Genomic DNA, 24919 nt, shown 5'->3' with positions numbered 1-24919 from the left:
ATGTATGCATCTAGCTGGGTAACGGTGTACACCTGGTTATCTACACTGAAAAGGAGCATTCGCTACGTTAGCGGATGCTCCTTTTCAATATACTCCTTTTCGTCTATAAAATGACCCGTAGAAGGACACTTTGAATCAAGTGTCCTTCTTACGGATCACAGTTCACCGACATTATTACTGGGCTGCACTTTTCACTCGGAACTGATCAGCATGACGCTGTAGATTGTTTGATAGTGTGGTCAGATTACGGGCTATATCGGATAGTTCTTTTACCGCTTGAGCCTGCTTCTGTGCGCTGGCGGATACATCTTCCGTCATTCCGGCCGTCTGCTGCGCCGCGCTGGCTGTGTGATTCAGATGCTGATCTACGCTGTGACGTACCTCCTGCATTTCTGTCGTCAGTTGGGCCAGATGTGCAGCTAATTCCTCAACTTCCTCTGATACCTGAGAGACCTTGTCAACAGACTGTAGGCATAACGCGATTTGTTTTTCTTGTTCATTGACGGTGTTTATATTTTCATCAAATTGATCGCCCATTTGCTCAATTTGCTCGACAAAACTACTTAGAATTTCATCGATTTCACGAATAGAAATAGCAGATTGTTGGGCAAGTTGCCCCATTTCGTTAGCTACGACGGAAAACCCTTTGCCGGCTTCGCCTGCACGCGAGGCTTCAATCGAGGCATTAAAGGATAAAATTTGCGTCTGCTTTACGATGCCCTGTACCTGCTGCCCGATGTTAGCTGCTTCGCGCGATTTTTCGGTTAGTGCATGTGACATCTGCTGCATCTGCTTGATCCGCAGGGCGCTTTCTCGTCCCTTCTCCAATAGCAGTTCATGTTCACTGGCTACCTGATTACGGACCTCATTAAGATGACGCGCCGTATCCGCAAATTGATGTACATGGCTTCCAACCTCATCCAGTGTTTTTCCTAAGCGGTCAGATTGCTGAACCGATTCTACCGTTTGAGCCGCTTGACTTGTAGATACATCGGCAATTTGCTGGAGTGTACGGGACAATTCCTCCGTTTGGTGGAGTGTTTCTTCTGTTGTCACGACGATATTCTCCGATGCTTGCTGAAGCGTACCTGAACTGCTCTGAATATCCACAATCATATTGGACATGGCTTTCACCATCCGGTTCGTCAAGCCGCTGATTTCACCTAGCTGATCATATGTAACTTGCTGCGATGTAACTGTAAGATTGCCGTCAGCTACATGCTCCAGTGTATCTTTAATGAAGCGCACCTGACGCAGTATTCGACGGGTTACCAACATCATTACCGCAATGGAGATGATCAGAATGATGGAGACCACAGGGATAACTAGCCGGTAGGCCTCAGGCAGTGTTTTCTCGTATACTTCAGTTACAGAGGCGAGGGATCTATCAATTCCCAGATAACCTATGATGGTTCCATCTGTATCCTTAATGGGTGTAAAGGAAGAAAACATCGTTCCCCAATCAGGGTCAACTGTGATATCTGTAGTTACCGTCTCCCCTTGTTTCAATCTATCTGCCGTTTCTTGGCGGGTGAAACTTACAGGGCTTCCGAAAGGGCTGTATTCTTTGTCGTCCCAATCTGCTCCGTCCACCGTAAGCTTCCACTCATCGCCAGCACGATTGAACATATACATATACAGGACTCCGCTTTGCAGCCTAAGCGTATTTAACTCGTTCCGAAGTTCTTTATACTCGCTGCTCTGCTCGGATGGATTCGTGTTTAAGCTTTTGACGGCTGATTTGTCCAGTAGCTTGGCTGTATTCACCGCCAACGTTTCATTGTTGAGCTGCATGGTTGATAGAGAAGCATTCTGAATCGATTGTTTGGTCGTCCACAGGATCATGACGCCAATCACAACTAAAGGAATGAGCAAGATTAAGTAGAGTTTTGATTGTAATCCCATTCTTTTTTTGACTTTGCTTTTCATAATATGCTCCTTACTATATGATTTCACCTTCATATATATCGTGTTTAAATAGGAATATATGAATAGTAATTCAAATGTTTCATGAATTTTTTGCACATTTACGCAAATTTCATCCCATGGAAAAAAGCCTTAGCTCAGTAATAACTGAGTTAAGGCTTTAGTGTATAACTTATAAATCATCAAATCCGTTGTCGTCTCCGACCTTGCCGTAATTGCGTGATTTTGCTTCAAAAAAGTCTGTTTTTGTTGCATTCAAGGCTTCATCCGAAAATGGCTTGATCCAAGGCATACTATTTACATCTACACCCTCATAGGCTTTGTCCATACCCAGAAGTCTTAGACGCATATTTGCCATGTATTTGATATAATCGCTCAGCTCGCTCAAATCAATGCCGCGAACCTCTTTGAGCGTATAGTGCGCCCAATTCGTTTCCAGCTCCACAGCGCGGTCGATCATACGATAGACATAGTCCATGTTCTCTTTCGTGTTGAGCTCAGGGAAATCAGCCAAAAGCTGCTTGAACACTTCGGCAAAGAAATAGCAATGCTGATTTTCGTCGCGCTGAATATACGAGATCATCTGGCTGGTAGCCATCATTTTTTGGTCACGGGCCAAGTTGTAAAAGAAAGCAAATGTACTATAAAAGAAAATACCTTCCAGAATCAAATCGGCTACCATTGCTTGGAAAAAGGTTTGCGGATTCTGCTTATCGCGGAATTCCTGATAGATCGCCGAGATGAATGTGTTGCGCTCCAGCAGGACGGGATCGTTTTTCCAATATTCAAAAATTTCCTTCTGCTCCTGATCCGATACTAGGGAAGATAGCACGTAAGAGTAGGACTGGTTATGCACGACTTCCTGTTGTCCGATAATGGCCGAAATGGCTTCCAGCGAGGAATCGGTAAAATATCGTTTTACATCTCCGACAAACATGGTTTGCATGGAATCCAGCACGGCCAGTAGACCGATATTAATTTTAAAGGTGCGCTGTTCTTCGGCATCCAGCATAGGGAACTGGGACGCATCCTTGGACATTGGAATTTCATCCGGAATCCAGTGATTCAGCAATAACACTTTATATAGCTTGTACATATGTGGCATCCGAATATCATTCCAGTTCAGAATACCGGAGTTTTCGCCTTCAATAATACGGGTAGAGCGGTTAGGCGCTTCTGTGTTAAAAATCTTTTGTAACTGCATGAGAGCCTCTCTCCTTTAGTTTAGGATGCGCAGCTTTCGCATTCTTCAATCGTCAGCGCGCGGCTGCGTACATAATAGGTCGACTTCATACCCGATTTCCAGGCATGGATGTGCAACGCTAAAAATTCGGTAGCTTTGATATCTGGACGTACATACAGGTTAAAGCTTTGACCTTGGTCAATATGACGCTGACGTGCAGAAGCCATATTGATCGAAGCATGCTGATCCAGCAAGAAAGCCGTTTTGTAGTACCAGATGGTTTTTTCATTCAAGTCTGGTGCAGGGTTTGCGATCTTGTAAGTTGTTTTCTCTTCATAGGAAAGCAATTCATACAATGGATCGATGCTAGCAGTAGAGCCTGCGATGATGGATGTGGAACCGTTAGGCGCGATGGCGAACAACCATGCGTTGCGGACTCCGTTTTGTTTGACTTCTTCCGCAAGCTCGCTCCACTCAGACGTAGTGACGAATTTGCCTTCACGTGTACCGTCTGTATAGCCACGGGAAGTGAAATAATGTCCAGTCGACCAGTCAGAACCCTCGAATTTGGCATAACGGCCTTTTTCCTTCGCTAGCTCCATGCTGGATTTAACAGCCAGGTAGTTGATTTTTTCATATAAATGATCGTTATACGTTACCGCTTCATCGGACTCCCAACGGATGCCTTCAAGTGCAAGCAGATGATGCAGTCCAAATGTACCCAGACCAACTGCACGATACTGGCTGTTCGTGTATTGTGCTTGCAGCACTTCAATGTTGTTGATATCAATAACATTATCCAGCATACGTACCTGAATCGGCACGAGACGATCCAGCACACCAGCCGGAACGGCACGAGCCAGATGAATGGAGTTCAGGTTGCATACAACAAAGTCGCCAGGAATTTTGGAAATAACAATGCGTGTTTGTCCGTCCTTGGTGACCAGTTCTTCTTTCTCCACTACCGTAGCAGATTGATTTTGCATAATTTCCGTGCACAGGTTGGAGGAATACACCATACCATGAGCGCGGTTCGGGTTAGCCCGGTTTACTGTATCGCGGTAGAACATGTACGGCGTACCCGTTTCCAGCTGCGACTTCATCAAACGCTTCATGATGTCAATGGCAGGCACTGTAATACGAGAGAGAATCGGATGCTGTGACGCTTCCTCATATTTCTCGCGGAAGGAGCCTGAACCAAAGGATTCATCATAAAAATCTTCCAGTCCCAGTGGACGACCCTTGTCATCTTTCCAGCCCATGACCTTCTTCACTTCATGTGGACAGAACAGATTCCATTCGCCCCGTGCTTCGACCCGCTCCATGAACAAATCGGGCAGACATACGCCGTGGAACACATCATGTGCACGCATCCGCTCGTCACCGTTGTTCAGCTTCAGGTCAAGGAATGCCAGAATGTCTTTGTGGAATACGTCCAGATAAACGGCAATTGCCCCTTTGCGTGTACCCAACTGGTCTACGCTAACCGCTGTATTGTTCAACTGGCGAATCCAAGGAATAACACCAGAGCTTGTATTTTTATGTCCGCGGATATCGGAGCCGCGCGCCCGTACTTTACCGAGGTATACGCCGATGCCGCCGCCCATTTTACTAAGACGGGCTACATCGGTATTGGAATCGAAAATACCTTCCAATGAGTCATCTACAGTGTCAATAAAGCAGCTGGAGAGCTGTCCGGCCACCTTTTTTCCTGCATTAGACATGGTTGGTGTAGCTGCTGTCATGTACATGTTGCTCATCGCCCAGTATGCCTCTTTGACCAGCTCCATACGCTTGTCGGCAGGCTCTTGATGCATCAGGTACATTGCAATAATCATGTAGCGTTCCTGTGGAAGTTCCATTACGCGTCCGTCAAAATCATTGGCCAAATAGCGCTCAGACAGCGTCAACAGTCCGATATAGTCGAACAGCAGGTCATTCTGAGGCATAATGGAATCGCCGAGCTCATCAATCTGCTCCTTGGTGTAGCAATCAAGCAGTTCTTGACGGTAGATTCCTTTTTGAACTAAATCGGTGATCAGTGGATAAAAGGCACCGTAAGGCTCGTCTGCATACGATTTGTAACGGCGGTGAGTAGCTGCTTTTTTATATAAAGAAGTGAGCAAAGCACGCGCAGCGGCAAATTTCCAGTCGGGTTCTTCCTTGCTAACCAGTTCTAGGGCAGCCATTGCAAATGCATTGCTAATTTCATCCCCCGTGACTTCATCGCGGCGCAGCTTACTGGTTACACCTCGAATGAGTCGCTCTTTATCCAGCTTGTCCAGCCCGCTGAGTACACGGTCAGCGTATACAGATATACGTATTTCATCAAAAGCCAACTGGCGATTGTTAGGTTTGGTTACGAGTTGTGGCATAGGATTAATTCCTCGCTTTCTTGAATTGAAATTCATACTTAGGGATAGGCATGAAAATGATCTGAGAAAAGAAAATGGTGAAAAAAAAGCGATGATCAGACAGCATTTTGGGGCTGTATGTAATCCAATAACATAGAAATAGCGATGCGTCTGCCAATGAAGGGGAAGAGGATGGTTCCCGTAGAGTTTATCGGCTACATCACTATATTTAGAGGTGTTATGAATATTTAACCCAACATATTGTATATATAAACTTAAAATTTCAAATAAGTGCAAGGAGTATTATAGCAACATTCGAAGCCATACGTAAAGGAAAAGGAATGGAAAATTAAAATTTAAAGAGAAGTCGCGGACTGTATTTGAATTGAGACGGAGTGAACGGTACAATAAATGATATAGATGTTTTATACAGAAACAAGCAGTATACATATGATGCTTTTTTCGCAAAACAGGGTTGCTTTATGGACCTGAGTTTTAAAATTAAATAAAAGACTATTTTTCTTAATTAAAGGAGGAACTTGGTGATGGCCATTGCAGAAGTGACAGTGATCCCGATTGGGACGGGGAGTACGAGCCTGAGCGACTATGTTGCTCAAATGCAAAAAGTGTTGAAGACACAAAAGGGAATTACCTATGAGCTTACCTCCATGAGTACGATTATTGAAGGTTCGTTGGACGATGTGTTCACCGCGATTGCTGCGCTGCACGAAGCGCCATTCCTGGCAGGAGCCAAGCGTGTGTCCACCTCGGTCAAAATTGATGATCGCCGTGACAAGCCTTCCTCCAGTCGTCAAAAGCTCAGATCCGTCGCAGAGAAGCTATCTGGAGTTACGGCAGGGAATGTTACAGAATTAAATCCAAATCCTAGTTGATAAAGTTGATGTAAGTGATTGATTTTTATGTAACTAAGAGTATAATAGTTTTTGTTGTCAGATCACACTGGCCTGCTGGTGTAGCTCAGGGGTAGAGCAACGCACTCGTAATGCGTAGGTCGGGGGTTCAATTCCCTTCACCAGCATAGCTAAAAATCCTTTAGTGGCGCGGTTTTCCGGTCGGACGGTAACCGCGTCTTTTTATGACTGCAAACCAATTGCAAACATTCGTTGAGTTAAAGCGTTGAATCATCATCGAAAATATCCTTCCCCAGACCTTTCAAAGCGGCCTCTTGCAATCCAGGTAAAACATGAGAATAAGTGTCTAAGGTTATTGTTATAGACGAATGACCTAACCTCTCTTGAACGATTTTAGCGTGTATTCCTCTCTTTAATAGGAGAGTGGCGTGAGTATGTCTAAGATCATGAAACCTTATTCGTGGAAAGTTCTGAATATTTTCATCCTCGTCAATTTTGTCTAGTATCTTATAATATGATCTAGATAAATTTCTCGGACTTAATGGAGTCCCGATGTGTGTTTGTATAACTAATCCATGATCGTTGTAAAAATCCTTGTTGGACTCTTTCTCCATTTCCTGCTCTACATAATGATCTCTTAACATAGTTACCGTAGATGGGAATAAGGCTACTGACCTTTCCCCGCTGGCTGTTTTAGGTTCATGAAATTCATATCCAGAATCTGCTTTAGTGTACGCTTGCCGAACAGATAACTTTGAGCCCTCTAAATCAACATCCTTCCAACGTAACCCTAGTATTTCACCAATTCTCATTCCGGTAGATGCAGCCAATTCAAAAGCTACATAGAATCGATCCTTTCTTGCGAAATCAAGGAAGATTTTCAATTGGTTCTCATTCCAAACTTCAAATTTGACCTTTTTAACCCGTGGCGGAGTAACTGCTTGAGCTATATTCCTTGGTATATCTCCATAGCCAACTCCTTCTTCGAGTGCATCTTTTATAAGGCTGTGGAGTTTCTTTATGCTGTTTGCAGATATTTTAGATAGAAGTTTTTTGTTGTATAGGTCACTCAAATGTCGTGGTTTTAGTTCGAATATCTCTAGTTTCCCGAGATGTGGGATTAGGTGGGTTTTAATAAGCCAAGAGTATGCCTTGAATGTTCCGGGCCGAACTTGGTTTTTTTTATTTTCCAACCAACGAGTCATGAACTGCTCAACTGTTTCGTCTGTTTCTTCAATGTATGTTCCGTCATTTATCTCCTTGATTTTTTCTATCATGGCTCGTTCAGCATCTCTCTCTTTGTCATAGCCGGAGAACCATTTTTGTATTCTCTCTCCCGTTATTCTATCCTTGCCGATAGTTACAACGAAACACCACTTATTTCCTCTTTTTCTAACATGACCTTTCATTTTTACCATCCTTTCTCTATTTAAATGAGTACCAGTATTAAAATCACATAAAAACCACCCCTTTCACTGAAATTTCAGGCATGACTAAACAGGCCCGCTCGAATACAAAAGTGGGCCTCAATTTTTTTATGTATTTAATTCTTATTTTCTTCTTTTTTCTTCAAGGCGTTTCCAAAACAAACCTGTAAGCATGTCGTTGACAGACTTCTTATCTTCGTCTGTCAAAACAACTCCATTATATGTTACTTCTTCTTCTTTCAAAAGCAGATCACTTAGGTCATTCTTGTCCGTTTCATCAGCCCACTCTGGTGTTTCAACTTCACTTTTACCCCGTAATTCATCAACTGTTGTATTTAAGTAATCAGCAATCAAACTCAATGAATCTATTTGTGGGTTTTTCGTCTTGCCATTAAGTATTTTATTGAGTGTTGTATATGGGATGTTTGTATCTTTGGCTAGTCTATACGCAGTAATATCCTTCTTGCTCATTAAGTCCTTTATTTTCTCAGAAATATCCAACGTTCTAACCTCCAAAGTATAACTGAATAGGGTTATAACCTAATACGGTTATAATAAATCACAATTAGGAGATATGTCAAGTTAAACGGCGATAAATAAAGGAAATAGTGGATTATATGACCTTAAAGGGTTATAACCGTAGTTTACTATAGTCGTAAAGGGTTATATTATGTGTTCAGGAGGTGAACAACATGGGATTGAAGATTGAAGAAAATGTGAACCAACTTCTTGAAGTAAAAGACTGGACGATTTATCGGCTTTCTAAAGAAAGCGGCGTTTCGCTTACAGTGCTTTACTCTCTTGGTTCTAAAAAACGGGGACCGAATGCTGAAACACTTTTAAAAATTTCTGATGCACTTGATGTAACTGTAGATTGGTTGCTGAAAGGAGAAGCGAAATGAATCCTGATTTAATAACTGTACCTCAAATGGCGAAACGATTGCAAATCAGCAAGAGCAAAGCGTACAGATTGATTGGCAGGACGGATTTTCCATCCTACAACTTTGGTGAGAGACAGACACGAGTCTTCTGGCCTGAAGTTGAAAAATGGGTTAAATCAAAACACACACATAAGAAAGGAGAAACAGTATGACTCAATTAGTATTCATTGAAAATGGAAAGATGGTAACGGACAGCTTGACGGTAGCAGAGGTATTTGGAAAAGAGCATCGGCGTGTTATGCAGGATATCCGGACATTGGAATGTAGCGAGGAGTTTAATCTGCACAATTTCGTGCAGGTTGATTATACCGACTCACGGGGCAGGACTTATCCGAAATACATCATCACCCAAGATGGATTCTCTTTCTTAGCCATGAGCTACACGGGAAAAGAGGCTGCACGCTTCAAAGAAATGTACATCACAGAGTTTAATCGTATGAAAGATGAAATCTCCAAGCCACCTGTACTCACAGAACGACAAGCAATCATACAATCTCTCAAACTCACGGCTGAGGTAGCGGAAGAAGTTGAAGTGGTGAAAGCCACTACAGCAGAACACGGCACTAAACTGGTGGAGATTGAACAGAAGTTGGACAAGCAGATCACTTTAAACAGCGGTCAACAACGAACGCTGCAAAGAGCAATTTCCAAAAAGGTGTACGCCATTGAGCCAGATAAGGATGCACGAGGCGAATTATTCCAACAACTTCACCGAGAAATCAAAGATCGCTGGCAAGTTACATCTTATAAGGATGTGCTTCGGAAAGAACTGGAGAACGTCTTGAACTACATTACCTACTGGCGTCCTATTAAGAAAGGAGAATGAACATGGAACTAACCAAACAAGAAAGTGAACTTATCGAATTCATCCGCACATTAGATTTTGACGACATGCTGAACGTGCTTGACGGTATTAAAGCCGTAGCAGAAGACTTGTCTAATAAATCTGTGGTGTATGCAAACAACGGAATTAACAGTGCTGCACAAGGATTTAAGAGCCAAGCTGAAAACATGGACAAGCTTGAGCAGTTACTTGGTGAAGCAAATGAAGAATACCGTAAGGAAATCTATTCTGGATTAGAAGAAGGAGAATGAACATGAAACACAAACTCGCACTCATAGAAGCTTTTGACGATTGCCTGAGACGTAATGTGAGTAAGGAACAATTACTAGGGTTTGTAGACCGGGCGCGTCTTTATTGGAATGGTAATGCTGAAATGCTGGCTGTTGTAGAAGGACTGGTTGAAGGGGTGAGGGTATGAATCCAATGTTCAGCGGTTTCCGCGGAGGTAAGCGAGTAAACGGTATGCTGCTGATAAAACGTGACGGTACATGGTTCCAGCTTAAGACTATGGCAAGGTTGCAAGCTGACTCTATCAAAGGGAGTTGATAGGTATGTGGCGGTGGTGGCGTAAACGTCCTGTAGTGGTCACCAAGGACCTTAGTGGGCTAAGTGTACTAACGGATGAACATCTGGAATACTTGGGCCGATTGTACGAGCAGGAGCCTGAATATGGTCTTATCAAAAATCGTATTACCTTTGGTCGTTATGTTGAATTGGCGCAAAAGATTCAGTGGGAGGTTTGATATGGTGATCAGATGCGGATGCGGAGCTGAGGCAAAGTATCTGGTATACGAACATGAGGAACCGCATTGTGAATTTTGTTTTAGGGAGGCGATAGAGTGCGACGTGCCAATCCTTGTAAGAAAAATAAACGAATTAAAGATCAAACAGGAAAAAAGTATGGGAGGTTAATGGTTGTTGGTTATGCAGGAACTAACAAACACAATTCTGCATTGTGGCTTTGCCAATGTGATTGTGGGGAAGAACACGTTACAACAACCCGTCAACTTACTAGTGGGAAAAGCAAAAGTTGCGGATGCTTGAATCGAGAACTTGCAGCTAATAGGATACGAAAAAATCACAAGGTTACTCATAGAATGTCAGGCACAAGATTCTACCACATCTGGAAAGGCATGATCGCTCGTTGTGAAAAGCCAAAAACTAACGGATATAAAAATTATGGAGGTAGAGGAATTAAAGTTTGCGAAAAGTGGCATGTGTTCGAAAATTTCATGAATGACATGCATTCCAAATATTTAGATCATGCGAAGTTACACGGAGAGGACAACACTAGCATTGACAGAATAGACGTTAACGGAGATTACCATAAAGATAATTGTCGGTGGGAAACAATGTCATCACAATGTTCAAATCGCAGGAAAACAAAGAAATACTTGATTGACAATCGACTTTTATCTGCTGTTCAAGTTTCACGGGAATACAACATAGGGATTACCACCTTTATAAAAAGAGTTGAAAGAGGTTGGTCCCACGAAGAAGCAGCCAAAAAGAGTGTAGGAGGTTAAATTAACTTGCATATGCAAACTCGTGTCAAGGGAAGCAATAGTTACTCCGATCTACAGGCATTGATGCAAGTTGGTGGACAAGCCGTCGAGAAAGAAAATGGAAAAGTGATGTTTATATTCAGCAGTGACATTGCTTATCGGGAATATCGCCGTATTCGACGGGAGCAAAAGGAGGGAATGAAACGTGAAAACGCCGTTAGAACAAGCTATCCAAACGCTGGAGGAACTTCAAGCTGATACGGAGATACGTGGTAAATCGCTCAATAACATCGTAGAGCCATTGTTAATTTTTCGGGATGGAAAGTTGCAATATGTGCTCGAAGCGCTATATGACGTACGTAATGCGTTAGAAAGTGAAACGACCCTGGCGGCAACCAGAGTCGAATCAAAAACTTTTAAATAAACATTTGTGGTCACTATATCAAAATTTTAGGAGGCTGTAAAGATGTCCGAAGAGATCAAGCTTAATTTGTACCAAAAAATCAGCGCTGTCATGAAGGATGTTGAGTACTTGTCCAAAGACGATGAAGTTGAATTTGGAAAGACCAAATACAGAGCCATTACAGAAGAAAAAGTAACCGCTACGGTACGCGCAAGTCTCATTAAACAAGGACTTGTGGTGCTCCCGATAAAACAGGTCCATACAAGGGACGGAAACCTGTCTACTGTCGATGTTGATTACAAAATCGTGGACATTGACACTGGTGAGCATGAAATCATCGTTTCCTCCGGTACGGGGGCCGACACGCAAGATAAAGGCGTGGGCAAGGCTATGACCTATTCATATAAATATTTGTTCTTACGTACGTTCGCTATCCCTACAGGCGAGGACCCAGACAAGATAAGCAGCGCGGAACTGGACGAAAAACAGCGTATTGAGCGCGAGAAAAAAGAGGCTGCTGAAGCAAAATTGCTCAAGGATATTGAAATGAAATGGAAAGTTTTATCCGGCAGTACGGATGGCATGGAAGCATGGGTAGAGGGATTGAAACAAAAGGGTCATACGTTGCAGCAAATGCATGAACTGTTAGCTAAGAGACTTATAGACAAGCAAAAGGAGGAATAAAAATGTCAATTAATCGCGTGGTACTAGTGGGTCGTTTAACCAAAGACCCGGAATTACGCTATCTTCCGAATGGGACTGGAACAGCGAGTTTCACACTTGCTGTAGATAGACCATTCACAAACGGAAACGGGCAGCGAGAAACAGATTTTATTCCTATTGTGGTATGGCGACAACTTGCAGAGACCGTGGCTAACTATCTTAAGAAAGGTCGTTTGACCGCTGTGGAAGGCAGAATACAGATACGCAAATGGGAGTCTGACAACGGTACTCGTTATATTACGGAAGTTGTAGCGGATAATGTGCGGTTTCTGGAGGGTAACCGTGATAGCCAACGAGATCCAAACGAACCGGATCATCGCCGCCATCCTGATAACGATCCATTTGCAGACGATGGAAAGCCAATTGATATAGATGATGATTCGTTACCCTTTTAAGGAGGATATATGGACGTAATAAGTGTAACCACAGAGATTCACGAGGCGTCTAAGCGGCTTAGTAAGTCCGCTGACGCACTCTTTAAACTAGGACGGGAAAAGGCTGAGGCAGAGCGGGATTACCGCTCTAGACTAGCACAGGAAATGCTGCGGCTGAAAGTGGAGGAAGGTTTGGCGGCTACTCTTATACCGGATATCGCAAAAGGAAACGTCGCTGAATACTTATTCCAACGGGATTTTACAGAGGCACAGTTTAAAGCCGGCATTGAGGCGGCAGACGCAATTAAGGTACAGGTGTCAGCTCTCCAAACTATCTTGAAATACCAGACGGATGTATAAGGAGGCATGTAGCATGATACAGTACGGATTTCATCCAGCTCCTAAACCCGGTAAGGGAAAGCGCGTGAAGCTCACACAGCGTCAAAAGGGAGATATCAGCCAACAGGTAGATAAGCAGCTTAAAGCGCGGTCACATGGGCTCTGTGAGCTTTGTGACAACGCACTAGCTACCGAACGGGCTCACCTGATCAGTAGGAAGCATATTAACCATAAAACGAGAGTAACGGACTTATTACATTTATGTACGGCATGCCACGACTGGCTTGATGAAACCCCGGAAGGAATACGGGCACGGAAATGCATGGCTATGCTTGTTCACAACACTTCCGAGAAATTCCCGGAAATTCCCGGAACTTCTGAGAAACACACGGAACCGAAGGGAAGCGTTAGAGATGGCTGAAAAGCGAATGATTTCAAAAGTGATATCAATATCAGAAAAAGTAAACATGTTGCCTGAACTTTTCGACATGCTGCTGTTTACATGGATGATTCCACATACAGACGATTTCGGTCGTCTGGCGGGATCGCCTGCAAAAGTGAAAGCTTTGGTAGTGCCCATGTTAGATAAGACACTGGCTGAAATTGCTGATTCTCTAAGGAGATTAGACGAAAACGGGCTGATTGTTTGGTATGAAACGGAAGGCGAAAAGGTTGTTCAGGTGATCAATTTTGAAAAGCATCAACAGGGATTACACAAACGAACGAAGTCTAAGTTCCCGGACATTCCGGGAAATTCCGGGAACTTCCCAAAAATTCCTCCTGAAGGGAAGGGAACTGAACTGAAGGGAACTGAAGAGAATAGAACTGAAGAGAAGGGAAGGGAGCAGATTTCGCCTGATGGCGACAGCAGCCTTAATCCTTATCGGTATTATGAAAATGGTTTTGGGATTATGAGTCCAGTTGTTCGAGACAACATAGACGACTTATCAAAAGAATACGGTGATCGTTGGCTTTGTGAAGCTATGAAAATAGCAATTTTAAGAGGCAAACGAAATATGGCTTATGTCCATGGCATTTTAAAAAGCTGGCATGCTGACGGAATAGACGAGCCTTGGAAGGAGGAACAAACGAATGAAAAGTCTGAAGGATCAATTAAAGGGTCTCAGTCCCGAAGAAATGGCGGCAGAACTGCTGAAACGGCTGAGAGCGAGTTCGCCTTCCTCGACCGACAAAACCGAACTGGAGCCACCGAAGAACCACCGATGTGAAAAATGCCGGGATGAAGAAGGTTTTCTGATCCGTGTTAAAACCGGAGACGGACCATTTGATTACCGGGACGACTGGCGAGATTGCGAGTGCAAAAAGGAAAGGGTGGCAGAACGAATGATGAAGTCAAGCCGGATTACACCAGAGTTCCAAAAGAAAACATTTGGGAACTTTGTACAGGAGGGCAGACCGCATACGGTTGTGGAAGCCTACAACGCGGCGTACAACTGCGTTAGAGATTTGGATGACCAAGGAGTACCCAATAGCAGTATAGCGCTCCTAGGGCGTCCCGGATGCGGCAAAACGCATCTGCTTATGGCAGTGTCAAACAATCTATTAGCCAAAGGAATACAGGTGCTATATTTTCCTTTTGTTGAGGGATTCAACGAGATTAAAGCCAACCTGGACACGTTGGAAGAACGCATACATCAAATGCAACAGGCAGATGTGCTTTATATAGACGATTTGTTCAAGGGCCGGGAGAAGGCAACAGACTTTGTAATTGAGCAAATGTTCGCCATCATCAATTATCGCTACCTCGAACGGAAACCAATCCTTATCAGCTCTGAAAAAACAATAGCTGGCTTATGCGAAATTGACGAGGGCATAGGCAGCCGGATTAACGAGATGTGCCGTAACTATAAAGTGGTGCTACAAGGCGGGATCGAACTAAACTACCGTCTCCAATAAGAAGGGAAGAAGATAGGATGCGAAATGTAATTTTTGATGTAAGCAAGGAAAGTGTAGGAATTTTGATAGATCAAATCAAAGGGCAAAATGAGGATAGTTTGATTGCACTGGCCCCACTATCTAACGGCGTTACAGTCCATGCACCGAATAAAAAAGGCAAATACAAGGGGTACCATCGCTTAGAGCTCCAAGTAATGATACCGGAAGATGCCATTAAGGGTGAGGGTGCTTTAACAGATTTCGGTGCATTCGTGATGCTCAGACTACCAAGAAAAAGGGTGCAAGACCATCTTAAACACCCGTCGTACGTAACCCAAGGAGAGGGGATAGAGGAATGATCCAATGGATCAAACGTCTGATCTGTAGATACAGAGGGCATAAGTGGGAGACATATACAGTCAGCACAGGTTACGGGAGCAATGAAATAGAACAAGCAGGCTATTGTGTTCGGTGTGGTTGGGACACTCACGGAGAATATCAGTGATGGAGGGATAGAGGAATGAAAGAAGTAGAAATGACACTCGAAGAATATATCAACCGTCAGATTGCGGATGGATACATTGCTGAGAATGGATACCCTTTAAAATGCCATCATTGTGACTCCACAAAAATAAATATTGAGGATTTCTACGATGAACATGTCGTAGTTGAAAAGGAAGCTACTTGTGTGGATTGCGGCGGTCGCGTGGGTTATTGGGGATATGGAAATTGGGAGGTCTAAACCATGGATAAGAAGAGATATGACAATAAGCATTGGAAATACATTGATAAACATATGCATGGTGTGAAACCTATTTCCCGCAAAACCAAAAAGGCTTTAAAAAAGCATATGGATGAAATTATAGAGGAATATGAACAGACAGAGGACTTTAGACTTTCTGAATTGCCTGACTGCCCTTATTGTGACGGTGGCACGTGTAGAGAACATGAATTTGATGGTGGATATACTTGCCCTGATTGCGAAGGCACAGGTAAAACAGGCTGGATATACAAAGACGGGCAACGTGTCCCGGGAAAGCAGGTTAACCATGGATAAGAAGATACAAGAGATAAGATCAGCACTGGCAGAAATACCAGATAACGTCGATTTCCTGATAGATTTTTGGACTGAGGGCGAAGTAGCTGGAGAACCCTTGCCTAACCCTGTAAAAAACGACATACTATCCTACTTGAAATGGGTTAAGGCATTGAAAACGGTGATAGAGATTAAGGATAAGGCACTGAAATGGTATGCCGCAATTGAAAATTACGAGATTGGCAATTTCACGGTTGATCAAAACGGAGAGCTAGATGAATGGGAATCAAGAGTCCAACAGGATGCAGGTGAAAAGGCACGTACAGCACTAAAAGGAGAGGATACCCAATGAATCCAATAGACGACTATGACCTCATAGATTTAGATTTTGAAGAGTTTATACGCAGGGGTAGGGAAACGTATGGAATTGCTGAAAAGGAGTCTGAAAACGAACGTGAGACTGTTTGAAAGCATGACCAATTCTGAACTGGTCATAGCAGCTTATGACGAAACTAAAGATTATGATTATCGAATACTTGCACATGAAGAAATCTACCGGAGGGCAGGTGTAACGGATGGCACGAGAAGAATACAACAAGTTGAAAAACAAGCGTAGGAGCATTTATCTGGCGTGTGAAGAAATGGACTTTACATGGGATCAGCATCAAGTACAACAATTTGACGAAATGTGGTCATCGGGAATTAGTTTGCAGCAAATCGGCGAAGAACTTGGGCGTGATCCAGACGAAGTAATGATGTTAGCAGTAGACCGTATTAAAAACGCTGTATAGGTAAACGCCCTGGTGGAGCATTGGGGGCGATGGCATGATTACTTTCGTGATAAACGAACCTCCTATGGGAGCTGTTCGGATGACACGACGCGGCAAATGGACAAGCGAAAGCGCACAGAGGTATCTAGCTTACAAAACGAGGGTCGGATACTCAGCGAGAAAACAGTTCACAGAGCCGCTAGAAGGACCCGTGGCGGTCGAAATAGGATTCAGATACCCATTTCCTAAGTCATGGACTAAAAAGCGTTTAAGAGAGGCGCTAGAGTCTCAAGAACTGCCGACTATTAAACCGGATATCGACAACTGTGTAAAAGGTATATTCGATGCCTTAAATAAGATAGCTTGGAAGGACGATTCTCAGGTAGTGGCGCTGGTAACACGCAAGTATTATTCAGACCACCCAGAGATTGAGGTAAAGGTATGGCAGATTGGTGAGGAAGCGCAAGGAATAATATAAATAATTCATATAACAACGTATAAAGGAGTTTTGAAAATGGAGAACAAGACCCTTAAATATATCCCTGGCTATTATCCATATCGGATCGACGAAGACGGAAAAGTATTTGCTCCACATGCGAAAACAGGCTTTCCGGTTTTGGTAAAAGAGAGCAATCGGATGGTAAATGTCCGTCAAGATGGGCGAGCAAAGAGAGTAAAAGTAGCTGAATTATACCGTAGAGCATTTAACAAGCTGCTTCCGGAATGAGGAAGGGAAATGGAAATTGAATACGATCAATTCGGAAAAATGAAGTTTCATCCAGACTTCCATTTTGCTCATGGTAAAGCATTCAGCCTAGAGGATTTAGAGTATTTATGCACGTTTTACGAATACGACGGACCTAGGAGTATATCTTTGGCGCTTGGTAAAACTGAGCGAACTTGTGCATCTAAATATAACGCTTTAAAAAAACGAGGGCTGTTGGAATACTACAAAAAATTATATGAACGCAGATTTTAGCCCCCAAGGGCAGAGAGGACAAACACATGAAACTTTCAAAGAAACGGATAGAGAAAATGATTCTTGAGTTTGGACGCGGGCGAATTTTTACGGATTATACTGACGAGGAAATTTTCCAACTTGGCATGTGTAAAGCTCTTGAAATTTTGAACATTGAAATCGAGGAAATCAAGGAACCGTAAGGGGGATACACCCCCTACTACCTAAACCAAAGGAGAGATATACCGTGACTCACGATCTGAAAATATTACCGAAATACTTTGATGCGGTGTGTGATGAATGGAAGCCGTTCGAGGTACGGAAAAATGACCGTAATTATCAGGTGGGCGACCTACTGAATCTAAAAGAGTGGACACCGGATATAGGATACACAGGTGGCAGCTTAATCCGTAGAGTGTCATATATCCTTGATGACCCGGACTATGTAAAAGAAGGTTTTGTCATATTGGGTCTTTGTCACCCTGAGGCATAACAGCCTCTTACCCTACCCAGCAGAAAGGAGAAAGAAACATGGAACGGATATACAGAACTTATGCTGATACCGAAGTCACTCAATTATCTACATCTGTAAAATGCCCTTATTGCGGTGAAGAGTGGATGGAGCCAGATACGAACGAATGCGGAACAACTTATAAATTGAGATGTGAAAATGAGGACTGTGAACGGGAATTTGAGATGCACTTTGATGCTTCATAGCCTCTTACCCTATACCCAATACAAATATTAAGGAGCGATTATAAATGGAAAACGTTAAATTGTCTGAACTGCCAAATGAAACAATGTTGAGCTATGAGGATTCTAATTGCACACTTACGCCTGATCAACTACGTGAACAAGCAAAAGAGGATGGAGACCTGATGCTGCATACATGGTATGTCGCCAATGAGCATCGCTGGCATCCAGACGCAAAGACCATGCTCCGTCAGTACATCGAAACACAATATGACGAAATGTACGAAGATTGGGATGACAGGGCGCTTGATTGCTTGAAGCAAGAACATTATGACCGGATTCAGGCTGTGCTTAACGAAGCCTTCAGCAGCGACCACGCAACAAAATACTGGATGTTAGACGGGCCAGAAGTAATTATCGACACACTGGATCAACCGAGCGCTTAAACAGGGGCCTTCTGGCCTCTTACCCTATACCCCCTATAAGGAGCGATAAGCATGAGAGATAGTAAATTCCGTGGTAAACGAGTAGATAACGGTGAATGGGTTCATGGTTATCTGATAGGCGAGGACGTAATTGTCGGTGAGATAATGGAATGGGATAGTGAATATTTCTGCACAGAGTTTTGGCAAAAGGTAGACCCTGAAACAGTAGGTCAGTTTATAGGGCTACCAGATCGTACTAAAACAGATATTTATGAATATGACCTGTGCAAATACCGTAATTTAATCGGGGTTGTAAGGTACAGCGATGGATGTTTTCATATCACAGATGGGCGGCATAGTGCTTACTTTATAAGTTCTGATTGTAAAGAAGTTATTGTAATAGGCAACATACACGATAACCCGGAGCTGCTACAAGGAGGTAGTAAAGGTGAGTGAACGGACAGTAGATTTAATCTGTGCAGATGTGCAGCAGGCTAAAAACGAAGCGAAGAAAAATATCCTGTTACCAGTTAGAGAGGTAGAAGACGTGCTTGCCCTGGTAGACTCACTCCAGCAGCAGGTAGCAGAGTTAAAGCGCCAGCTACGCAGGTCTGACAGAGAGTGGGCCAGTGCAACAAATGAGGTTGTCAGGCTTCAGGAGCAACTGGGAGAGAAGGACCGCAAAATAGCGTGGCTTACTAACGAGTTAGGGGAGTAACCACCAATACAATACGCTCCTGCACTCTGACGGAGCGTTGGAAGGATGATAGATATGGAGCCAAATTTAAAAAGATTAGTTGAAACAGTTAAGCCGTTTGATGAAGAAACAGCTAAGAAATTAGAGCGGCTAGAGAATGATTTTCATATAGGGTTGGTGTGGCTTAAGGCCGCCAATTTAATCAAAGAACTACCGATTAGAATTTTTTCAGAAGTATTGAAAGAGTTAGCGGGGGGAACTTCATTCACGGATGCCGAAAAGCGAGAAATCCAAAAGTCGTTAAGCAGCCACTTGAATAAAATCAATCGTGCAAGGACCTCAGATAAAATGGGACCAGAAGATAAAGATGCGCTGAATGCATGGGAAAGTAGTACTCTAAGCGCACAAGCAAAGCTCAAGATAGAACATGATTAAGCCTATATAGGGTACAGGGTGTAGGACCTACACCCACTAAGGGAGGATATATAGATATGGCAAGAGTTTGCTACAACTGCAAAACAGACATGCCGCCAGAAACGGAACATTATGAAATTAATGATGAAGTATACTGCACGGATTGCGTCAAAGCCCATCCATACACATCGTACAGCTATTACATTAACGACGAGTATGTAGGCGGTTCGGAAGATGATCATACACGGTATGTAGAGTCTTTGGATGATGAATACGAAGGTGAAGAGGATGGGGAGGAACAACAATGACAGATAAACAACGTAACTGGCAAGAGGATATTAAATTCCTGATTGAACTACAGAAAGAACTTAACAGTCAAGCGAACGATTGCCAAGCTTCGCCGCGCTTTTGGACAGTTGGTGACTATAAATGGGTCGAATGCCTTGAAGACAATGCAGAGCGTTATTATGTTTATTTACCAAGTGCAGGCGAATCTTATGAAATTGATAGCTATTTACTGGATATCAAAGAGGATGAAGAATTCGAAGCCGATGAGCAAACAGAGTTCAATGAAATAGATTGCGAAATTTCTGCAATAGAGTGGATACAGAAATATCGGGATGAGGAGGCATACCTTATACCTACGAAAAAAGAACATTTTATAAGGGAAAATACCATGTTCTTAACAAAGGCAGAAGCTAAACAACATATTGAAGTGAACCATTACCACTATACGGATGAAGCTCACACCTATGCTATGACAGCATGGAGAGCGCCAAAGGTAGAGCACTTGGTAAAAATCCTGAACGAATTTGATTTTCAAGCTCTCCTGCAAGATAAAGGAAATACCCCATGATAAGAGCCTATACCTATATATTATGCGCATTACTGTTATATGTGGGTGTAGTCAGTATAGATAGGTATATGATTATCACGCCGATTGAACCGAATACTTTAAGCGAAGGAATGAATGTTAGTGTCAGTTAACAACGATAAAGTGACCGCCACTACACACTGGGTATGGACAGCTAAGGCGGAAAAAACCAATCCAAGTCGGTCTGTTGAAGGACAACCAATCTGGCCGCATTATCAGCAGCAGGCACCGCGTAAGTGGCTTGAGGATGGTCTTATACAGGATTCCGCAGAGTTTACGGGTAAAGGGCAAATGGATCTGTACGAATTGATATAAAAAGGAGTGGTCAGGTGGAGGCGATGCAAATGGAATTATTCCCGACAGCAAATAGGTCAGACATGCAACTGGCTCGAAGCCTTTTGAATCGGTACACCAGGATGCGTAAAACCGTTGATAGCCTATCCGCCAGGAATGCAATTGGTGAGAAAGAACGACTGGTTATGGAGGAATACAGACGGAAAACAGAGGCTGTAGAAATGGCTGTGAGCCTTATTATGGATGACAACGTTCGCCGGGTAATGGAGTTCCGATTTATTCGGGGCAATACGCGCTGGGGTACTGTGAGCCGGTTCAGTAGTATTACAGACCGATCGGTTGATAGACGTATTGTTAGAGGAATTGAGTCTGTGGCTGAAACTCTCAAACTAGTTGGAATCATATGAATACAAAGCGAGGGGCGTCCCCCTCGCTTCATGCACCACGGCTATGTAGTAGTTATAATTTCCGATAAACGTAAATTAACAGTATCCAGCATAGCATTGTCCACGTGTTTCCAAGCAAAGGTCCATAAAGACCTAATATGAAAACAGCGAATTCCAGATAAAGGTTGGTAGTATTATTCCAGTTTCTCATCATTAAAACCTCCAATTCATAATTCAAGGGCCGTAGCCCAAGTCTGGGGAGAAGCTGTCAGCCATCCCCAGAAACAGGAGGAGTATGATAGAATACGGAATAACACTTGGCCCCTTTACCTTCGTGGTTAGTGAGGTGACAAATCAAGGAAGCATAACAAGGAGAAACTGGCGGTTTACCCTACCAAAAGTAAACCCTTTTCACGATACAAAAAATAGGCTTTACAGTTGTTCCAATTGCGCAATAATACATTGCGTTTGAACTTGGACACTCTGTTTATTAAAACAATATTTGATCTTCATGGTATCGCCTCCTTTGCTTATTTTCACTTGATTGGCCTCACGAATTTAATTATATAATTAGAAAATATTTTTATCAAGTAATTGGAATTCAATGAAAAATAACCCTCAGTAGAATGATAGGTAGACTGGTGTCTGTGGTGTGTCTGTAGTGTGTCTGTAGCGAGTCTGCACGGTGTCTGTGGTTTGGATTTACAGTAGGGACATAGGGTTTAACGCCCGGGTGTCCCTGCTGTCCCTTACCACGGCAGGACTCGTCCACGCTTAAAGGCACCGCTTTGAACACAGGGTGATAGAGCACTGAGTTGCGGTGGTGTGGAAGCGGGGAAGGAATAGGTTAGACTCCTTTCCAGGCGCTCCGCCCGGGCGCGGTAGAACTACGGGCAACAAATCAAATAATCACTCATGACCTTCATGGTGGAAGTATTGAGTGAAAATAAGACGAAAAGCGACGGGAAACCGCCGTTTTTTCGTTATGTACAGGAGGAAACGACATGAGCTATGCATATTTGGACAACACAGGTATTCTTCATCTGCATCCGCTGGAGCGGGAAGCGCAGAAACACGGTAAATACGTGGAAACCAACCTGGAGTATGACGACAGCGGCTTTCCGATCATCGGTGACGAAGGCGTGGTGTACTACCCAAATGAGGGTACAGCCTACATCAAAGGTAACAAAGCCAAAGGTCAAAGCATTGCAGTACCGAACGTGCTCAAGCAGCTAGCCGATCAACTCAAGTAACACCTTTTTCCCGGCTTAGTCCGGGGATATGACACATACAGGATTATAGCGGTTCGATTCCGCTGTGTGTCCTTAGTTTTTTGAAAGGAGCTGAACTGTGTGGCATTGTCGCGCATGCAGAAATTATTTGTTAAGGAGTACCTGGTTGACCTCAATGCCACACAGGCAGCAATCAGGGCTGGATACAGCGCAAAAACGGCTGAACAGCAGGCTAGTAGACTGTTAACAAATGTTAAGGTTCAAGCTGAAATTGATGAGGCCATTAGCAAGCGTTCTAAGCGCACGGAGATTACAGCCGATATGGTGTTACAGCGATGGTGGGATATCGCCACTGCCGACCCTAACGATATCATCCATTTACGCCGTACGTGCTGTCGTTATTGCTTTGGTAAGGAACACCAGTACCAGTGGCGTGATGAATCAGAGTATGAACAGGCGGTACAGCGTGCCGTTAATGACGCTAAACAAAAAAGTCTTGAGGATGGAAAAGAGGTTCAGCCTATTATCCCTTCTAACGATGGCGGGTATGGATTTGATAAGTTAGAACGGCCGCACCCTAAATGTCCTAACTGCTTAGGTGAGGGTAGGGAAGGCGTTCACATTGAGGATACCCGGCACCTAGCGGGTAAGGCCAAGCTACTCTATGCAGGGCTCAAGACAACCAATGCCGGAATCGAAATCAAAATGCAAGATCAGGGCAAGGCGTTAGAGAATGTGGCACGGCACCTGGGGATGTTCAAAGATAAAGTTGAATTGACTGGCAATGAAGGCGGCCCCCTGCAGGTCATTTTTGATAAGGGGATGACCAAGGATGCCTAAAGTCGTTATTCCGTATAAACCTCAACCCAGACAGGAAGTCTACCACCAGACTGAAGCTGACGAAATACTTTATGGCGGTGCGGCAGGTGGAGGTAAGTCAGAAGCTACAATATGGGACGCCTTGAAATACGCCATGCAATATCCCGGTAGCAGGCAGATCATATTCCGGCGTACTCACCCCGATTTGCAACGTTCCATCGTAACAAGGACATTGCAGGTTTACCCCAAGGAGCTTGGCAAGTACAACGCATCCAAGCATGAATGGGTATTTGTAAATGGTTCTGTTATCGAACTTGCCTACTGGGATAACGATGCAAACTATAAGAACTATCAAGGCGCGGAGTATGATGTCATCCGGTGGGAGGAATTAACACAGTTTGAGGAAAAGTGGTACACCTACATGTTTTCTCGTTTACGTGGTAGTAAGCCATATCCACGTAGCGTGAAGAGCACAACGAACCCCGGTGGTGTAGGTCATACATGGGTAAAAAAGCGTTTTGTTTCTCTTGGACCTCCTGAAACAGTGTATCATGTCACGGAAACCGATGATGAGGGCAATACTCTCTATTGGCCCGATGGAACACCACAGGCTGGTAAGCCTATCATCCGCAGCCGAATATTCATTCCGGCAAATGTACACGACAATCAAGCCCTGGTGCAGTCTGATCCGGGCTATTTGGCGCGTCTTTTGGCGTTACCTGATATCGAACGAAAGCAGTTGCTTGAAGGGGATTGGGATGTATTCGCAGGACAGTATTTCAGCGAGTTCAGCCGTGCGGTGCATGTCGTTGAGCCTTTCGAGATACCACGCGACTGGAAGAAATATCGGGCACTGGACGAAGGCTATACGGACCCATTCGTCTGTCTCTGGATTGCATTGGCTCCAGACGGCACTGGCTACCTGTATCGCGAACTAGTACAGACTAAGCTGCTCACCAGTCAGCAAGTTGAACTTGTCAGGCTTAATAGCCCTGTTACTGAGCGCTACGATTATAATGTAGCTGATACTTCATTCTGGAATAAGGCCAAGACGGAGAATATTACTCCAGCTGAGATATTCGCACAGAAAGATGTACCTTTGATCCAGGCTAAAAAGGAAAGGGTTAACGGTTGGAAGCGGCTGCGTGAGTGGTTGCATGTAGAAGATGCAATCGATCATGTAACTGGATCATCCTATAAGACGGCCAAACTAAAAATATTCAGTACTTGTATTAAGGCTATAGAGGCCATCCCAGCAATGATGCATGATGAGCGCAACGTTGAGGACGCAGCAGCTCATCCGTTGGATCACGTCCCGGATGCTTTGCGCTATTGGGTTATGAGTCAACCGACACCCGGTAAAGGTGAGGGAGCTTGGAGCGCTGATCCTGAATCGCTTTTGGATAAACCTAAAACCTTTGAGGATGATGAAGATGACGACCAACCACAAGTCGAGGGTTTTTGGTAATTATATATGCAGTGATTATGCAAGACATGTGTACAAAAGACATGATTTTGTGAACAAGTCTGCAAC

General features: G+C 43.8%; 42 protein-coding genes and 1 tRNA gene. 38 read left to right on the top strand and 5 right to left on the bottom strand.

The genetic code is table 11. The features are described from left to right. Positions 1-174: 174 nt before the first annotated feature. The 3 genes from ACQQ6X_RS03065 to ACQQ6X_RS03055 all read right to left on the bottom strand — a co-directional run bounded on the left by ACQQ6X_RS03065 (position 175) and on the right by ACQQ6X_RS03055 (position 5484). A complete protein-coding gene (locus ACQQ6X_RS03065; RefSeq protein WP_305168065.1) occupies positions 175-1929 on the bottom strand; it encodes a methyl-accepting chemotaxis protein in 1755 nt (584 codons plus the stop codon). Positions 1930-2098: 169 nt separating this feature from the next. Then, entirely contained in the window at positions 2099-3130 is a 1032-nt protein-coding gene (locus ACQQ6X_RS03060; protein WP_305168064.1) for a ribonucleotide-diphosphate reductase subunit beta, read from the bottom strand. 20 nt (positions 3131-3150) lie between these two features. Further along, positions 3151-5484 (bottom strand): ribonucleoside-diphosphate reductase subunit alpha, encoded by a 2334-nt coding sequence (locus ACQQ6X_RS03055; RefSeq protein ID WP_305168063.1) that lies wholly within the window; start codon positions 5482-5484, stop codon positions 3151-3153. Positions 5485-6008: 524 nt separating this feature from the next. On the opposite strand from ACQQ6X_RS03055, the gene ACQQ6X_RS03050 reads away from it, so the two are divergent. Continuing rightward, positions 6009-6356, top strand: a complete 348-nt coding sequence (locus ACQQ6X_RS03050; RefSeq protein ID WP_305168062.1) for an MTH1187 family thiamine-binding protein — start codon at positions 6009-6011, stop codon at positions 6354-6356. 74 nt (positions 6357-6430) lie between these two features. Further along, a tRNA-Thr gene (locus ACQQ6X_RS03045) sits at positions 6431-6502 on the top strand. Positions 6503-6592: 90 nt separating this feature from the next. Here ACQQ6X_RS03045 and ACQQ6X_RS03040 read toward each other — a convergent pair. Then, the gene (locus tag ACQQ6X_RS03040) at positions 6593-7744 is read right to left on the bottom strand and encodes a site-specific integrase (RefSeq protein WP_058830757.1); all 1152 of its coding nucleotides are present in this window, start codon (positions 7742-7744) and stop codon (positions 6593-6595) included. A gap of 141 nt (positions 7745-7885) precedes the next feature. Beyond that, positions 7886-8263, bottom strand: a complete 378-nt coding sequence (locus tag ACQQ6X_RS03035) for a helix-turn-helix domain-containing protein (protein ID WP_058830756.1) — start codon at positions 8261-8263, stop codon at positions 7886-7888. A gap of 191 nt (positions 8264-8454) precedes the next feature. On the opposite strand from ACQQ6X_RS03035, the gene ACQQ6X_RS03030 reads away from it, so the two are divergent. From ACQQ6X_RS03030 to ACQQ6X_RS02855, 36 genes are all read left to right on the top strand, one after another. Continuing rightward, the gene (locus ACQQ6X_RS03030; RefSeq protein ID WP_305168061.1) at positions 8455-8664 is read left to right on the top strand and encodes a helix-turn-helix domain-containing protein; all 210 of its coding nucleotides are present in this window, start codon (positions 8455-8457) and stop codon (positions 8662-8664) included. Further along, positions 8661-8855, top strand: coding sequence for a helix-turn-helix transcriptional regulator (locus ACQQ6X_RS03025; protein WP_305168060.1), 195 nt, complete (start codon positions 8661-8663; stop codon positions 8853-8855). The genes ACQQ6X_RS03030 and ACQQ6X_RS03025 overlap by 4 nt, the downstream gene beginning before the upstream one ends. Next, a complete protein-coding gene (locus ACQQ6X_RS03020) occupies positions 8852-9529 on the top strand; it encodes a Rha family transcriptional regulator (protein ID WP_305168059.1) in 678 nt (225 codons plus the stop codon). The genes ACQQ6X_RS03025 and ACQQ6X_RS03020 overlap by 4 nt, the downstream gene beginning before the upstream one ends. A gap of 2 nt (positions 9530-9531) precedes the next feature. After that, the gene (locus ACQQ6X_RS03015) at positions 9532-9798 is read left to right on the top strand and encodes a hypothetical protein (protein WP_305168058.1); all 267 of its coding nucleotides are present in this window, start codon (positions 9532-9534) and stop codon (positions 9796-9798) included. Between the two features lie 2 nt (positions 9799-9800). Beyond that, positions 9801-9965, top strand: a complete 165-nt coding sequence (locus tag ACQQ6X_RS03010) for a hypothetical protein (RefSeq protein ID WP_305168057.1) — start codon at positions 9801-9803, stop codon at positions 9963-9965. Between the two features lie 133 nt (positions 9966-10098). Then, complete coding sequence (locus ACQQ6X_RS03005; protein WP_068505895.1) at positions 10099-10290, top strand: hypothetical protein; 192 nt, start codon at positions 10099-10101, stop codon at positions 10288-10290. 96 nt (positions 10291-10386) lie between these two features. Continuing rightward, the gene (locus ACQQ6X_RS03000; RefSeq protein WP_305168056.1) at positions 10387-11073 is read left to right on the top strand and encodes a hypothetical protein; all 687 of its coding nucleotides are present in this window, start codon (positions 10387-10389) and stop codon (positions 11071-11073) included. 184 nt (positions 11074-11257) lie between these two features. Beyond that, positions 11258-11476, top strand: a complete 219-nt coding sequence (locus ACQQ6X_RS02995) for a hypothetical protein (protein ID WP_305168055.1) — start codon at positions 11258-11260, stop codon at positions 11474-11476. 42 nt (positions 11477-11518) lie between these two features. Then, complete coding sequence (locus ACQQ6X_RS02990) at positions 11519-12139, top strand: ERF family protein (RefSeq protein WP_305168054.1); 621 nt, start codon at positions 11519-11521, stop codon at positions 12137-12139. A gap of 2 nt (positions 12140-12141) precedes the next feature. Then, positions 12142-12573 (top strand): single-stranded DNA-binding protein, encoded by a 432-nt coding sequence (locus ACQQ6X_RS02985; RefSeq protein WP_305168053.1) that lies wholly within the window; start codon positions 12142-12144, stop codon positions 12571-12573. A gap of 9 nt (positions 12574-12582) precedes the next feature. Continuing rightward, entirely contained in the window at positions 12583-12912 is a 330-nt protein-coding gene (locus ACQQ6X_RS02980) for a hypothetical protein (protein ID WP_305168052.1), read from the top strand. A 13-nt stretch (positions 12913-12925) separates the two neighbouring features. Further along, complete coding sequence (locus ACQQ6X_RS02975) at positions 12926-13312, top strand: hypothetical protein (protein WP_305168051.1); 387 nt, start codon at positions 12926-12928, stop codon at positions 13310-13312. Beyond that, positions 13305-14120 carry a DnaD domain-containing protein gene (locus ACQQ6X_RS02970; RefSeq protein WP_305168050.1) on the top strand — a complete coding sequence of 272 codons (816 nt, stop codon included), beginning with the start codon at positions 13305-13307 and terminating at the stop codon, positions 14118-14120. The genes ACQQ6X_RS02975 and ACQQ6X_RS02970 overlap by 8 nt, the downstream gene beginning before the upstream one ends. After that, complete coding sequence (locus ACQQ6X_RS02965) at positions 14029-14808, top strand: ATP-binding protein (protein ID WP_305168076.1); 780 nt, start codon at positions 14029-14031, stop codon at positions 14806-14808. Before ACQQ6X_RS02970 ends, ACQQ6X_RS02965 begins: the two co-directional genes overlap by 92 nt. Before the next feature lie 17 nt (positions 14809-14825). Beyond that, positions 14826-15146 carry a hypothetical protein gene (locus tag ACQQ6X_RS02960; RefSeq protein ID WP_305168049.1) on the top strand — a complete coding sequence of 107 codons (321 nt, stop codon included), beginning with the start codon at positions 14826-14828 and terminating at the stop codon, positions 15144-15146. Positions 15147-15307: 161 nt separating this feature from the next. Then, complete coding sequence (locus ACQQ6X_RS02955) at positions 15308-15529, top strand: hypothetical protein (protein ID WP_305168048.1); 222 nt, start codon at positions 15308-15310, stop codon at positions 15527-15529. 3 nt (positions 15530-15532) lie between these two features. Further along, on the top strand, positions 15533-15844 hold the full coding sequence (locus tag ACQQ6X_RS02950) for a hypothetical protein (RefSeq protein WP_305168047.1): 312 nt from the start codon (positions 15533-15535) through the stop codon (positions 15842-15844). Further along, positions 15837-16175 carry a hypothetical protein gene (locus tag ACQQ6X_RS02945; RefSeq protein ID WP_305168046.1) on the top strand — a complete coding sequence of 113 codons (339 nt, stop codon included), beginning with the start codon at positions 15837-15839 and terminating at the stop codon, positions 16173-16175. Before ACQQ6X_RS02950 ends, ACQQ6X_RS02945 begins: the two co-directional genes overlap by 8 nt. A gap of 223 nt (positions 16176-16398) precedes the next feature. Continuing rightward, positions 16399-16614 carry a helix-turn-helix domain containing protein gene (locus ACQQ6X_RS02940; protein WP_430493531.1) on the top strand — a complete coding sequence of 72 codons (216 nt, stop codon included), beginning with the start codon at positions 16399-16401 and terminating at the stop codon, positions 16612-16614. Between the two features lie 34 nt (positions 16615-16648). Continuing rightward, entirely contained in the window at positions 16649-17071 is a 423-nt protein-coding gene (locus ACQQ6X_RS02935) for a RusA family crossover junction endodeoxyribonuclease (protein WP_305168043.1), read from the top strand. Between the two features lie 36 nt (positions 17072-17107). Then, positions 17108-17320 carry a hypothetical protein gene (locus tag ACQQ6X_RS02930; protein ID WP_305168042.1) on the top strand — a complete coding sequence of 71 codons (213 nt, stop codon included), beginning with the start codon at positions 17108-17110 and terminating at the stop codon, positions 17318-17320. A gap of 9 nt (positions 17321-17329) precedes the next feature. Then, positions 17330-17572 carry a DNA-entry nuclease gene (locus ACQQ6X_RS02925; protein ID WP_305168041.1) on the top strand — a complete coding sequence of 81 codons (243 nt, stop codon included), beginning with the start codon at positions 17330-17332 and terminating at the stop codon, positions 17570-17572. Between the two features lie 26 nt (positions 17573-17598). Next, positions 17599-17754, top strand: a complete 156-nt coding sequence (locus ACQQ6X_RS02920) for a hypothetical protein (RefSeq protein WP_305168040.1) — start codon at positions 17599-17601, stop codon at positions 17752-17754. 44 nt (positions 17755-17798) lie between these two features. Then, entirely contained in the window at positions 17799-18044 is a 246-nt protein-coding gene (locus ACQQ6X_RS02915; RefSeq protein ID WP_305168039.1) for an ASCH/PUA domain-containing protein, read from the top strand. Between the two features lie 38 nt (positions 18045-18082). Continuing rightward, positions 18083-18268 (top strand): hypothetical protein, encoded by a 186-nt coding sequence (locus tag ACQQ6X_RS02910; RefSeq protein WP_305168038.1) that lies wholly within the window; start codon positions 18083-18085, stop codon positions 18266-18268. Between the two features lie 44 nt (positions 18269-18312). Then, entirely contained in the window at positions 18313-18690 is a 378-nt protein-coding gene (locus ACQQ6X_RS02905) for a hypothetical protein (RefSeq protein WP_305168037.1), read from the top strand. 51 nt (positions 18691-18741) lie between these two features. Next, positions 18742-19125 carry a YopX family protein gene (locus tag ACQQ6X_RS02900; RefSeq protein ID WP_305168036.1) on the top strand — a complete coding sequence of 128 codons (384 nt, stop codon included), beginning with the start codon at positions 18742-18744 and terminating at the stop codon, positions 19123-19125. Then, positions 19118-19387, top strand: coding sequence for a hypothetical protein (locus tag ACQQ6X_RS02895; RefSeq protein ID WP_305168035.1), 270 nt, complete (start codon positions 19118-19120; stop codon positions 19385-19387). The genes ACQQ6X_RS02900 and ACQQ6X_RS02895 overlap by 8 nt, the downstream gene beginning before the upstream one ends. 54 nt (positions 19388-19441) lie before the next feature. Continuing rightward, positions 19442-19801 carry a hypothetical protein gene (locus tag ACQQ6X_RS02890; protein ID WP_305168034.1) on the top strand — a complete coding sequence of 120 codons (360 nt, stop codon included), beginning with the start codon at positions 19442-19444 and terminating at the stop codon, positions 19799-19801. Positions 19802-19857: 56 nt separating this feature from the next. Beyond that, positions 19858-20088, top strand: a complete 231-nt coding sequence (locus tag ACQQ6X_RS02885) for a hypothetical protein (RefSeq protein ID WP_305168033.1) — start codon at positions 19858-19860, stop codon at positions 20086-20088. Beyond that, a complete protein-coding gene (locus tag ACQQ6X_RS02880; protein ID WP_305168032.1) occupies positions 20085-20636 on the top strand; it encodes a hypothetical protein in 552 nt (183 codons plus the stop codon). The genes ACQQ6X_RS02885 and ACQQ6X_RS02880 overlap by 4 nt, the downstream gene beginning before the upstream one ends. A gap of 120 nt (positions 20637-20756) precedes the next feature. Further along, a complete protein-coding gene (locus ACQQ6X_RS02875; protein ID WP_305168031.1) occupies positions 20757-20969 on the top strand; it encodes a hypothetical protein in 213 nt (70 codons plus the stop codon). Positions 20970-21031: 62 nt separating this feature from the next. Further along, positions 21032-21355 carry a hypothetical protein gene (locus ACQQ6X_RS02870; RefSeq protein WP_430493530.1) on the top strand — a complete coding sequence of 108 codons (324 nt, stop codon included), beginning with the start codon at positions 21032-21034 and terminating at the stop codon, positions 21353-21355. A gap of 983 nt (positions 21356-22338) precedes the next feature. Then, a complete protein-coding gene (locus ACQQ6X_RS02865) occupies positions 22339-22587 on the top strand; it encodes a hypothetical protein (protein ID WP_305168029.1) in 249 nt (82 codons plus the stop codon). Positions 22588-22686: 99 nt separating this feature from the next. Further along, on the top strand, positions 22687-23406 hold the full coding sequence (locus ACQQ6X_RS02860; RefSeq protein WP_305168028.1) for a terminase small subunit: 720 nt from the start codon (positions 22687-22689) through the stop codon (positions 23404-23406). Continuing rightward, a complete protein-coding gene (locus ACQQ6X_RS02855) occupies positions 23399-24853 on the top strand; it encodes a phage terminase large subunit (protein WP_305168027.1) in 1455 nt (484 codons plus the stop codon). The genes ACQQ6X_RS02860 and ACQQ6X_RS02855 overlap by 8 nt, the downstream gene beginning before the upstream one ends. The last annotated feature ends 66 nt before the right edge of the window (positions 24854-24919 follow it).

It is taken from the genome of Paenibacillus ottowii, from assembly GCF_050516475.1.
GTDB lineage: Bacteria > Bacillota > Bacilli > Paenibacillales > Paenibacillaceae > Paenibacillus > Paenibacillus ottowii.
Note: the sequence above shows the minus strand (reverse complement) of the source record. Positions and strands in the feature narration are given on the sequence as shown.